At 62.7% G+C, this 10764-nt stretch carries 15 protein-coding genes, 4 tRNA genes and 1 pseudogene; 5 read left to right on the plus strand and 15 right to left on the minus strand.

The annotated features are described in order from the left end of the window. Positions 1-34: 34 nt before the first annotated feature. The 6 genes from H7J73_RS32700 to H7J73_RS32725 all read right to left on the minus strand — a co-directional run bounded on the left by H7J73_RS32700 (position 35) and on the right by H7J73_RS32725 (position 1819). Positions 35-160: a hypothetical protein gene (locus H7J73_RS32700; protein WP_264072005.1), complete on the minus strand. Its 126-nt coding sequence runs from the start codon at positions 158-160 to the stop codon at positions 35-37. Between the two features lie 71 nt (positions 161-231). After that, positions 232-543: a hypothetical protein gene (locus H7J73_RS32705; protein ID WP_264072006.1), complete on the minus strand. Its 312-nt coding sequence runs from the start codon at positions 541-543 to the stop codon at positions 232-234. Next, positions 543-875: a hypothetical protein gene (locus H7J73_RS32710; RefSeq protein WP_264072007.1), complete on the minus strand. Its 333-nt coding sequence runs from the start codon at positions 873-875 to the stop codon at positions 543-545. The genes H7J73_RS32705 and H7J73_RS32710 overlap by 1 nt, the downstream gene beginning before the upstream one ends. Continuing rightward, positions 872-1279, minus strand: coding sequence for a hypothetical protein (locus H7J73_RS32715; protein ID WP_264072008.1), 408 nt, complete (start codon positions 1277-1279; stop codon positions 872-874). Before H7J73_RS32715 ends, H7J73_RS32710 begins: the two co-directional genes overlap by 4 nt. Then, on the minus strand, positions 1276-1482 hold the full coding sequence (locus H7J73_RS32720; RefSeq protein ID WP_264072009.1) for a hypothetical protein: 207 nt from the start codon (positions 1480-1482) through the stop codon (positions 1276-1278). Before H7J73_RS32720 ends, H7J73_RS32715 begins: the two co-directional genes overlap by 4 nt. 139 nt (positions 1483-1621) lie before the next feature. After that, the gene (locus H7J73_RS32725; protein ID WP_435405620.1) at positions 1622-1819 is read right to left on the minus strand and encodes a MerR family DNA-binding transcriptional regulator; all 198 of its coding nucleotides are present in this window, start codon (positions 1817-1819) and stop codon (positions 1622-1624) included. 110 nt (positions 1820-1929) lie between these two features. On the opposite strand from H7J73_RS32725, the pseudogene H7J73_RS33915 reads away from it, so the two are divergent. Beyond that, a pseudogene (locus H7J73_RS33915) lies at positions 1930-2082 on the plus strand (helix-turn-helix domain-containing protein); the annotation flags it as partial. A gap of 113 nt (positions 2083-2195) precedes the next feature. Here H7J73_RS33915 and H7J73_RS32730 read toward each other — a convergent pair. Continuing rightward, positions 2196-2271, minus strand: a tRNA-Lys gene (locus H7J73_RS32730). A 146-nt stretch (positions 2272-2417) separates the two neighbouring features. Between H7J73_RS32730 and H7J73_RS32735 the strand changes: the two genes are divergently transcribed. From H7J73_RS32735 to H7J73_RS32745, 3 genes are all read left to right on the plus strand, one after another. Further along, positions 2418-2490, plus strand: a tRNA-Glu gene (locus H7J73_RS32735). A gap of 60 nt (positions 2491-2550) precedes the next feature. Further along, positions 2551-2624: transfer RNA gene (locus tag H7J73_RS32740), tRNA-Asp, on the plus strand. Between the two features lie 46 nt (positions 2625-2670). After that, positions 2671-2747: transfer RNA gene (locus tag H7J73_RS32745), tRNA-Phe, on the plus strand. 38 nt (positions 2748-2785) lie between these two features. Here the strand turns inward: H7J73_RS32745 and H7J73_RS32750 are convergent. From H7J73_RS32750 to H7J73_RS32775, 6 genes are all read right to left on the minus strand, one after another. Beyond that, on the minus strand, positions 2786-3940 hold the full coding sequence (locus H7J73_RS32750; RefSeq protein ID WP_264072010.1) for a tyrosine-type recombinase/integrase: 1155 nt from the start codon (positions 3938-3940) through the stop codon (positions 2786-2788). Then, entirely contained in the window at positions 3940-4176 is a 237-nt protein-coding gene (locus H7J73_RS32755) for a helix-turn-helix transcriptional regulator (protein ID WP_264072011.1), read from the minus strand. Before H7J73_RS32755 ends, H7J73_RS32750 begins: the two co-directional genes overlap by 1 nt. A gap of 4 nt (positions 4177-4180) precedes the next feature. Then, positions 4181-4516: a hypothetical protein gene (locus H7J73_RS32760; protein WP_264072012.1), complete on the minus strand. Its 336-nt coding sequence runs from the start codon at positions 4514-4516 to the stop codon at positions 4181-4183. Next, a complete protein-coding gene (locus H7J73_RS32765; protein WP_264072013.1) occupies positions 4494-5816 on the minus strand; it encodes an FtsK/SpoIIIE domain-containing protein in 1323 nt (440 codons plus the stop codon). Before H7J73_RS32765 ends, H7J73_RS32760 begins: the two co-directional genes overlap by 23 nt. After that, a complete protein-coding gene (locus H7J73_RS32770; protein WP_264072014.1) occupies positions 5813-6244 on the minus strand; it encodes a plasmid replication, integration and excision activator in 432 nt (143 codons plus the stop codon). Before H7J73_RS32770 ends, H7J73_RS32765 begins: the two co-directional genes overlap by 4 nt. A 99-nt stretch (positions 6245-6343) precedes the next feature. Next, entirely contained in the window at positions 6344-7123 is a 780-nt protein-coding gene (locus tag H7J73_RS32775) for a GntR family transcriptional regulator (protein WP_264072015.1), read from the minus strand. A gap of 92 nt (positions 7124-7215) precedes the next feature. Between H7J73_RS32775 and H7J73_RS32780 the strand changes: the two genes are divergently transcribed. After that, positions 7216-7644, plus strand: a complete 429-nt coding sequence (locus H7J73_RS32780) for an NUDIX hydrolase (RefSeq protein WP_264072016.1) — start codon at positions 7216-7218, stop codon at positions 7642-7644. Positions 7645-8011: 367 nt separating this feature from the next. Here H7J73_RS32780 and H7J73_RS32785 read toward each other — a convergent pair whose 3' ends face one another. Beyond that, a complete protein-coding gene (locus H7J73_RS32785) occupies positions 8012-9988 on the minus strand; it encodes an ATP-binding protein (protein WP_264072017.1) in 1977 nt (658 codons plus the stop codon). Between the two features lie 132 nt (positions 9989-10120). After that, entirely contained in the window at positions 10121-10696 is a 576-nt protein-coding gene (locus H7J73_RS32790) for a type IIL restriction-modification enzyme MmeI (RefSeq protein WP_264072018.1), read from the minus strand. Positions 10697-10764: the final 68 nt, after the last annotated feature.

The following is a 10764-nucleotide window of genomic DNA, read 5'->3' on the forward strand; positions in this document are numbered from 1 at the left end:
CACCTCCCGGACGGGGCCGCGCATATCGGCCGGCTCATTGGGTGAGTCCCGCTCCGAGCGCGATGATCCGCAGATAGGCGGACATCAGTTCCGGGAGTGGCAGGGGCGGGTCGAGCTTGGCCGGTTCGTTGACCGGCTCGGTACGATCTGTAGCTGACATCGGTGATCCGTTCCGTTGTCGTGGGATGCCGATTCCGTTGCAGCGGGATCGGTATCCGCTGTTTCGGGGGGTCAGGAAGTTTGGTGCTCGCCAGCGGCAGCAGCAGGGGGCTGCGTTACCGCCGCCAGGCCACGCCCGGCGATCAAGTCGTGGATCTGAGATGCGACGCCGTGATGAACCTTCAGCTCACCGCTGGCCGCGTCGTATTCGTAGAAGGGAGCACTGTTCTCGGCGATCGTCTTCAGCGAGTCGCTGATCTCGCCGAGAGTGTCGAGCAGCTTCTTCTCGAAGATCGACATCCGTGCTCGCTGTTGCGCTTCGAGCGCGGCGTTCCGCTCGGCGTCGAGCTCGTCCGGCGACTTGTAGCCGCTGTCCCACCCCATTACGAGGCCCGCGCGATCTGCTGGTCAGCGGCGGAGCGGCGCAGGTTGAACATGTCGGCGAGGTCCGGTTCGCGGATCATGATCAGCCGCGCGTAGTAGGCGGTGAAGTTGTTGTTCAGCGTGAAATCGGGGTCGGTGGTGACCATCGCGATTTCCCAGCGGGTCCGCTCGAACAGCGTCTTGATGCCGAGCTTCCGGCGGCCCGTCTTGGCGACCCACTCACGGGCGAGCCGCACCAGCGCGGCATAGACCGCCGGGTTCTCCTCATGGAAGGTCGCGAACCGCTGCGCCGTCGACGAGTCCAGGCTGAACAGCCCGATCTGCTCGCTCACGGGCCATCACCACAATCGGCGTGCACCGATTCCCAGTCGCGGAGTGCGTCGTAGTGCTCGATCGCGCGTTCGTGGTTGATCTTGTCGATGACGCGGGCGACGACTCTAAGATCGACGTCGAGCAAGGCGCGGCCGAAGAGGTCCGCGACAGCCTCGGCGGCCTCTAGCTGCTCATCGTCGGTGGCCTCGATCTGGCCGCCGTGACCACGAACCTCGAACGTCGCGCCACACACGCATTTCGCGAACGACGTGATCGGCGGCGCGAAACTCGCAGTCCACTGAAGCTGTTCGAACTGCGCAATCTTCTGGTCGGCCTGGTCGAGCGCTGCGAAGAATTTCGACGGCCGGGCCGGCGCCGCGAGTCCGATCGGGACGTCGAGGACGTTCCGCGCTACGGCGCTCATCGGGTCAGCTCCGCGGGTGCTGGGTCCTCATCGAGCGCGAGTTCGGCTTCGCCGTCGATGAGCTGGTCACGCTCAACCTCGGCGATCTCGTTCTCGATGGTCCGAAAACGCAGAGTCCCGCGGACGCCGAGGCACCAACCGACGATGAGCGCCACGGCGAGCGCGGCCGCCATCTGAACGACGTTGGTCACAGCGGCGGTCACGCGTGATCACCACCCTCGGCGGGGGCCGCTTCCTCAACAGCCTCCGCCGGGCCGTCTCCTACGCTCGGGGTGCTGACCACCGACGAAGGAGAAGAACTGTGGCTTTGAATCGTTCGCACGTCGGAGGCGGTCAGCGCGGTCACGCGGGCTGCTCGGCAGTCAGAAGGGCTTCGACGTCTGCACGGTTATATCGGCGATGACCGACCGGAGTCCGCAGGGATGTGATGCGGCCCGCCTTTTCCCACCGCCGAAGGGTGTCGGCCGATACGCCCAGGAGTGATGCTGCCTCACCTACGCTAAGCCGGTCACCGCCAGACGAAGCATGCTTAGTTTGCATACCGCATACCTAAGCACACTTAGTTTCTAAGCGTCAATCGTTTTGCGGCCTGGGAAATTCGTTTCTTCTACCAATTGCAAAGGTTTGCATGGGTATGCCACACTTTGCATATGACTGTTGACACTGCCTACGTGATCCCAGAGTGGTCGTTTGGCGACCGTCTTCGGAAAATCCGAGCCGATGCCGAGATGGGGCAGAAGGAATTCGCCTTCTCAATCGGCGTCACGGCGAGCGCACTTGCTCAATGGGAGACCGACCGCACCAAGCCGCGCGACCAGGTCGAAATCGCTCGACGCATCCAAGCCGTGCACCGGGTGCCAGCGGCTTGGACTCTAGGGGTTACCCCCCCGTCCGGCGGACCGGACGGGGGAGCTAGTGGTGCCCCCACCAGGGCTCGAACCTGGGACCTGCGGATTAAAAGTCCGTAGCTCTACCAACTGAGCTATAGGGGCAGGGTGAAACAGGATCCGGACGAGGATACCGTGCCGCCTTGGAGACGCCGGAATGGTGCTCGTTTGAGGATTCGGCATGCTGTGCCCTAAGCTATCCAAGCTCCCGACGTGAAGCGTTGTGAGTACCCCGGAGTGATTCGGATTAGGCCCCCATCGTCTAGTGGCCTAGGACGCCGCCCTTTCACGGCGGTAGCACGGGTTCGAATCCCGTTGGGGGTACGCAACGCGGAAACGTGGAGCAGCGGTAAAGGTAGGCAAGTAGTACACGCAGGAAAGCAAGGCCCTGTGGCGCAGTTGGTTAGCGCGCCGCCCTGTCACGGCGGAGGTCGCGGGTTCGAGTCCCGTCAGGGTCGCAGTATGCGGCGTAAGGTTTGTCCGGTCGAAAGACCGGCGCCTTCCGGCCAGGTAGCTCAGTTGGTACGAGCGTCCGCCTGAAAAGCGGAAGGTCGCCGGTTCGATCCCGGCCCTGGCCACCATTCTTTACCTGCATCGACACGGGTCTTGCACTCGGTTGTCAGTTTGATTCGTCCGGTTCTTGTCCGGTCTTCGGTGTGTGAATCTCGGTCGCGTGAAGCTGATCGAGGTTCGTCGCGACTTGGTCTAACTCGTCGGAGTAGAGGTCGCTGTAGATGTTCGCGGTCACGGTCGGCGTTGAGTGGCCCATGGTCTTCTGGACATATCTGAGGTCGGCGCCGGATTTGCGGGCCAGGCTGGCGTAAGTGTGGCGGAGATCATGGATGGTCAATGGCGCCAGGTCGGTCTTTTTGAGGGCTTTGTTCCAGTGGGTGTGTCGACGCCAGTTGTTGGACCGCAACATCGCGCCATTGGGCGAGGTGACGGCGGACTCGTCCGGATCTCGGCCGGTGATGCGCCCCTTGAAGATGTCGACGACGACTTGGGGGAGCGGGACGGTTCGGATGCCGGCGCGGGTTTTCGGAGGCCCGATGACGATATGACCCTCCACTTCTGGTGCCGCCCTTCTGACGTAGAGGCGACGGGCTACGAGGTCCACGTCTTTGACGCGGAGGCCGACGAGTTCGGACCAGCGCAGGCCGGTGTAGGCGAGGATCGTCACGACGTCGCCTTGGTCGCCGCACGCGGTGGCGAGCGTTTGGACCTCCGGCGCGCTGAGGTAGCGGTGACGCTCCCGCTCGGGAATTCGGCCCGCGGAGACACCGAGGGCGGGATTGCGGTGGATCCGGCCGTCCTGGTGGGCGACATCGAGAATCGACCGCAGAAGCCGCAGCGTCGACACCTTCGCCCACGGACCGACCGTCAGGCCGTCAACGAACGCTTGGACATCGGCGCGGGTGATCTCGTCGACAGGTATGTGGCCGAACCGGGGTGCGATGCGAAGTTCCCAGTGCTGCGTGTAGCCGCTCCAGGTCTTCGGCGACACCGCCGGTTTCTTGGAATCGGAGAACTGCGTCCAGACCCTATTCAGAGGTGTCCGGCCAAGACGCGGGTCGAACCGACGTGCACCGAGCGCGGCCTCGTTGTCGCGCTCGGACTTGAAGGCCTTCGCCTCGCGCAGGGTCGGGAACGTCGCTGATGTTTCGACCCAACCCGACGGAGCGTCTGGATCGCGGATCAGATAGCGGACTTGGTAGCGGGGCTCTCCGGCCGTGTTGAGCCGCTTTCGGATGCCGCGTGGGGTGTTTCCGGCCATTAGCGACGCACCTGCTTGAGCCAGGACCGGACTTCGGCGCAGTCCCAGCGGCGCACCCGCTCTGACAACGTGTAGCAGGGCGGGCCGATCTGTTCGCCGGTCGTTTCGCGGAGCGCGGCCCAGCGGTTGAGCGTTGCGGCGGAGACGCCGAGTAGCGCCGACACCTGGTCAGCGGTCAGCAGTTCAGGGAAGTTGCCAGCGGCGACGAGAGCCTCCCGGAGGCCGTGAGTGATCATCGCTTCACCTCGCCGCGCGGATCGAGTCGAACCAGGCGCGCGTGCGCGGCAATCCGCCATCGGTGTCGGCTTGCCCGGCGGTGATTCCCCAAAGATCGAAAGCCCACCGCTCCAGCGCGGAGATCGTTGTCTCGCCGTAGCGCTGGAGTTCGGCGTCGTCGCGGAGGACCAGGGCGGTGCCGACGACTTCGCCGCACGACCAGACGTGCCGGTACCGGTCCCATCCGTCTCTGCAAACAAGGTTGGCGCGCAGCATCAGATCATCGGCATGCTGGATCACTTGATCCTGGTCTGGTCGCTCGAAGATGAAGTGGGTGTCATTCATCGCGCTGCCCTCCAACGGTGCGGAACCGTCTGTATTGCTTTGCAGTGGAACGAATTTGATCATCGGACCAGAAGTCGGATCGCACCTTGGCCACTTGGCCGTCCTCGGCGATGACGTAGCCGGTGCCCGGCTTCTCGGGGCTGATCCGGTGCGCAGGTGCGGTTGCGGCCATGCCATCGCCGAGAATCATCGTCACCTCGTCGCGGGAACGAAGCCGGAGCGCGATCGTCTGGGTGAACAGCCCTCGCATCGGAAGAACTTCCTTGCGGGGGTCTTGGAGGAAGGCGGCGACCACGATTCCCAGGGCGCGGCCTTTGGTAAGGATCCGCGACAGCGAGGCGGCAGCTTCTTTGCGCAGCGCAGCGTCACTCATGTAGGCGGTCAATCCGGCCAGCTCGTCGATCAGCAGCACTACGAGAGGGGTGGACGTAGTCGGACTGTGCTCGCGAGTGTGGCCTGCCATCGCAGAGCCGCGCTTGTCCATCAACTTCTCCAGCGCGGCAAGGGTTTCCACGGCATCGGCCTCCGTGGTGGCGATCCTGGTGAACAGGCCAGAGCCGACCGACAGTTCGATGCCGTACTTCAGGTCGATTCCCACCAGGTGAACCACGCCTGCGGCCACAGCGGGACCGAGTCCACCAGCGATGCCCCAGAAGACGGAGCCTTTGCCTGCACCTGAGCAGCCCACAGTGAGTGTGTGCCGGCCGCTCAAGGGCAGGGTCCAGGCTAACCCGTTTTCGCATCGGCCGAGGGTGACTTGCTTCGTCGCAACAGCTGTCGGGGGAGTGGCGTTACCTTCCGTGGACAACTGTTCTCGCATGACCAGTTCGATCCGAAGCGTCCCGGGGGAGACGACAACCGATCGCGCTGAGTATGCGCGCGCAGCGTCGCGGATCGCTGGAACCGCGCGCTCCAAGTCGTCAACGGTCTGTCCCATCCTTGCCCGCACCGTCAGGCGCAGGGTGGTGTGAGACACGTCTGTTCCCAACAGCTTTGGATGAAACCACCGCGTTGACGAGACTTGCCGTCCTTCTTTGTCGCGGCGGTTGACCTGCTCGGAGGCTGACAAGCCGCAGCGCTTACACAGCCACTGCCATGAAATGTGTGCCCAGAGCCGCCAGCGCAAGAGCCGGGCAGGAGTGGCGAACCGTTCCGTGTAGGTGTCCGGTGAGTGCAGCCGCCAGTAGGTCAGAGCTGCCCCGGTGATGATGACGACGACCGCCGTGCAGAGGGCGAAGCTGGTCAGTAAGTGCAGCAGGTGGACGAACCGCAGCGGCGTGTCGGGATCGATAGGTGTGTATGGGTCGGGGTTCATGCGGACTCCCGACCTGAGTTGGGTGCCGTGGACGCCGCAGACGGCTTGCCCGGCGCCTTCATGTCCGTGGCTCGAAACGACCATGCGATCCGCGAGAAGTCGCCCGACTTTTCGATGTATGGCAGGGCGGTCAGTCCTTCGAAAACCACAGGGGTGAAGGGTGTTCCGCTCGAATTGGTGGGTGCAATGGGTTGCACCGGTGCGGCGAACTTCACCGTCACCGTGCGACTGCGCTTTGGTGCTGTCGGATCCCCGTCGAGCACTTCGACCTGCCACATCGGTATACCCGTGTCGCGGTCCCTCGCCTGTACGCGGTTCTCGCCCGAGGACTTTTCGAAGTCGATCATCGGGGTCACCTCGGACACGACGAACGCACCGCATGAGAACACCTGGTCGTGCCCGATCTGGAGCCATCTTGGGATGGACATAAGAAGCCTTTCGAATGGATTGGTCTAGATGACTAACTAACATAGTCGTCTAGAGGAGTAAGTCAACCATTCGGCTCGGTTTGTTCGTTTGGCGAAGTCTCAGCGCGCCGAGAAGTCGTATTCGAGCAGGTAGGCGGACGCGACCTTCACGGTGTCGCACACTTCGACGGCCACGTCGTTGGTGTCGTATGCCGTCCGGACCACTGTCAGGACGGGGGCGCCTGCCGGGAGTTGCAGTGCACGGCGTTCTTCAGGCGTAGGCATTCGCGCGCCGACTTCCTCGGTGAATCGGGCGAGTTTATGGCCGGCCTCTTCGAGTCGTGCGTAGATGCCGCCAGGGCCGGTGTCGACTTGTTCGATCTTGGTGCCCTGCGCGAGCTCGGCAGGAATGTACGAAATCGCAGTCTCGACCGGCCGGCCATCAGCGAGGTAGCGCCGTGACCGCACGACGACATCGTCGGCTGTTTTCAAGCGCAGGCGTTCGGCAACAACGGAATTCGGCTTCTCACGGGTCACGGCTATGTTGTCGACCTTCGGCGTGTAGCCCGATTTCTCTGCTTCGACCGTGAACGCTGCCTTGCCGCTCGCGCGATGTCGCCGTGCGAACCGATCGGACGCGAGTCGCCGAATTGGAGGGGAGGGGCGGACGAATACCCCGCGACCGTGCTCGGAGATCACCAGGCCTTCCGAACGCAGTTCCTGCACGGCCTGGCGGACTGTCATGCGGGCGACCCCGAAATGGGCAATCAATGCCGCTTCCGACGGCAGACGTTCCTCCGCGGCTAACTGGCCCGCATTGATCGCCTCGCGCAACATGCCGGCGATCTGCCGATATGGCGGTTTGTCGTCCGCCCGGTCGATCTGGCCAAGTTGCAGCACTGTGAGCCTTCCATTGCTTGTCTAGGCGACTAGTCTAGGGAATCGACACGTCCCCTGTCACTACTGGGAACCCCTCAAGCATGGAGTTTCGCATGGGCACCACGCCGAAACACTCGGTCAGCGTCGCCGGCATCGTGGTCCGCGACGACGGGCGCGTGTTGGTCATCAAGCGCGATGACAACGGCCACTGGGAAGCGCCGGGCGGCGTCCTGGAGCTAGATGAATCCTTCGAAGCGGGCGTTCGGCGCGAGGTGCTGGAAGAGACCGGCCTTGAGGTCACCGTCGAGCGGCTGACTGGTGTCTACAAGAATCTGACACACGGAATCGTCGCGTTGGTGTATCGCTGTCGACCGGCAGGGGGCGAAACGCATATGACTGAGGAAGCTCGTGAAATCCGTTGGATGACAACGGAAGAAGTGCAGTCTGCGATGCTTCCGGCGTTCGGAGTGCGTGTCATGGACGCATTTGAAGAGGTCCCGCAGTCGCGGGTCCACGACGGGGTCAATCTCATAATGGCTTAGGCGATTTTATTGCTGTTTGGGGTCAGGGGTGTGGTCATCGGCCTTCAGGAAAGCATGTGACAGTCGGTCACGCGCACTCGCGAGATTAACTAGTGCGGTGTTCAACTGTTCGATGACGTCTGACGCAATTAGCTGGTCGTATCCGTCGGGGAGTCCGTACCTGTACAAGTCCCATCGCGATCGGTGGTCTTCCAAACGTGGCCACAAGTCATCTGCCACGGGTACAAAATCATCGACGAACTTGGCTAGTTCTGCTCGCAGACCGTCGAAGTCTTCGGGCCGATCTGGTCTGTTTAGTCCGGAATGCGAGTCGCCCACGATTTTCGCCTCCACTCTGAGTGTCAATGTTCAGGTCCCGGAAGAAATCCTATGCCGACTGGACTGCGGGGCCTGCGGGTGTCGCCGCCTCCGTAGGTAAGAACTGCGAATACTTCTCCCGTAGGTACGCCAACCCCGAGTCATGGGACGTCTCGTAATCCAGCGAGTTCTGCACGAACTTGAGTCGGTGCTCGGCATCGGAGATCAGCTCACTCCACTGCTTGACGACGATCCGGTACGGGCTCTCCTGCACGACACCGAACGGTAGGTGCGGTTGCCGCCGCTGCTCGTCGACGGTGCGGGTCGTCTCGTTGCCGACCAGCCAGAAATCCCACTTCACGTTCGGCTGTGCGAACGCCTCGTCGTTCACGATGGCGCTGGCGTATGAACGCAACTGGCTTACGTCGTCGTCATCGAGCTTGTGCTTGGGCCGTTTCAGTTCAACAACCAGATGTTCAAACGAGTCGGCGTTGGTCTGTAACCGACGCCCGAGCACCAGGTCCGGTATCGCGTCGGAGCCGTCCTCTAACCGCACCTCCTTGAGGTCAGCCAGTTCGACGTCCGTTCCCAGCTTCTTGAGGAACTTCTGTAGCACCTTGGTGAGGCGTTCGTCGTCTCCGGTCAGGCTCCATTCTTCGCCAAAGATCCAGGTCTCATGCGTCAGGATGCGGTGGAGCTGCCGCCGCTCCAGCAGCCGCCGCTTGATCTGCCGATCGAACAGGATGGTGCTTAGTCCGCTGAGGAAGTCCATGCGGGTACCGATCGCGCGGCCGGTCTGGATCAGCTGCGTAAGAGTGGTGTGCTTCAACAGCCGGGCAAGTTCGTCGACACGCGACTTCGGCAGCCGAGCCAGATCAGACAGGATCGGCAGCAATGCCTCGGGATCGGTTTCGAAAGTCTCCTTGAGGAGCCTCAGCGCCATGGCTTTCGGTCCTCCACTCTTGCTCTCGTCTAGAGTCCGGGACGCAGCGAGGGCGACGACTTTGAACGTGTCCCGCGTAGCCTCTTCGACGGGTGTCTTCGGCTCCTCCTTGTACGGCCATACGCCCTCTTCCCGCCACCGCTGGATCGTGGCCGTCTCGCGGAGTCGCTGTCTCTCCGCGAGGTGATCGCGCAGCGCTTCGCGGGCGGCTGCGATCAGACGACCGCGGGGCGTATCGGTGTCGTCCTCCAAGCCCACGGGATCGCCACTCACGAAACCGCCCCACGTCAGGTACGCGGTGAACTCGGAGCCCGGTGCCTGGATCCTGGCCTCTACCTCGTCTAGGACGCGGGCGTCTGCATCGCAGAGGAAGATCGACCGCCGCACGTTCTGCAGGTTCCACTCGATAACAGTGAGGGTGGCCTCGCCGTCCCAGTGTTCCGGGTCGCTCAGCGGGATCGACTCACGGTGTAGTTCAACCGAAGCCGCGTCGATATCCTCGCCGAGGAAACGAATCTGGAAGTCCTTGTAGCGCTCAAGGTGAAGTGCAAACTCGGTCAGCACTGCCTGTCGCAGCTCGTCAGGGGTATCGAAGCTAGACACCGCCGCCGGCCCAAGTTGGTGGACCGTGACGACGGTCCCAGATTTGGTAATACCGGGGTCCACGTCGATCGCTTCGATGTTGAAGGTATCGAGCGACGACCTATTGCCGGTCACCTGCACAACTCCGAGGCCGCCCTCTACGCGTTCCGAGGTGGAGACCCAGCGCACAAGGCTCCCCAGCGCGTACGCGGCGTAGCGACCCCGCCCATGCCGACCGTGCACGACCCGCTGGCCGCTGTAGCTTCGAGTGCCTGGCATGAGCTTCCAGCTGTCGCCGACGCGGGAAAACGCGTGCTCCGCCCGCTCGCGGTTCATGCCGTTGCCGTCGTCGGTAACGACTATCTGCTCGATCCCGCCCAGGTCGTTGTACTCGCAGGTTACCGCGACGTGGTGTGCGTCTTCGTCAAAGGCGTTCCATATGAGCTCGGTCAGCCCAGTGGAGGGCTTCTTGACGTAGCCCTCCAGGATGGACTGGCCTGCCTGGACTTTGACCGTGGTCATGGCTACATCGTTCCACGCGGATCCGACGGTGACGTGCTAGTTGCAGCAAAGCCCAACGTCGTCAGGCCCGCGTCGCCCGTCAGTAGTCCACCCGGCGTCGGACTCGTACGGCACCTTGGCGTCCGTCAACGTTCAGCTCTCCAACTCTTCAATCATCCGGCCGTAACGGGACAAGAGCCGCACCTCGCACTGCTCGATGTCACGGATGTCGACGTCGAGGTGGTTGTCGATGATCGCGTCTAGGTCGCGATGCGCGTAAAGCAACTCGCTGGGCATGGTGGCGGCGTCGTAGAGAACCTCAAGCGTCTTACCTGGGAACTTCTTTCGCACCTCCAGGATGTTTGCACCAGCCGCGATCGCAGCGGATCGGAAGTCGTCGTCGGATTCAGGGATCGGGAATGTGTTCCAGACCAGCGTGTTCGAGAAGTTGCTGTCCGCTCGGGTGTGGCCGCCCGCGAGGCGCTGCCAAATCGCGAAGATGCGGGAGCTGACGATGGCGAAGATGAATCCGTCTGCATCCGGGGCTGTGAACAGCGTGTTGTTCACGATCACGTCGGGTGTGGAGTACGCGGCAGGTAAGTAGAGGCGGCTATGCCCAGTGACTTTCGGGATAGCCAGGTACGGTTCTGACGGCTGGCGGTAGTTGGTGAACAGATGTGGGGTCGACGCCTTGCGGTTCCCCTGCGTGTCAGGGTGAGTTGAGTCCACTGGTTCAGAGCAAATCGGCCTGACGCGGGGCGAGATTCGGATCGGTAGGCGATGACCAGCTCGATTGT

The sequence above is a fragment of the Mycolicibacterium komossense genome (genome assembly GCF_025822605.1).
Classification (GTDB): Bacteria; Actinomycetota; Actinomycetes; order Mycobacteriales; family Mycobacteriaceae; genus Mycobacterium; species Mycobacterium komossense.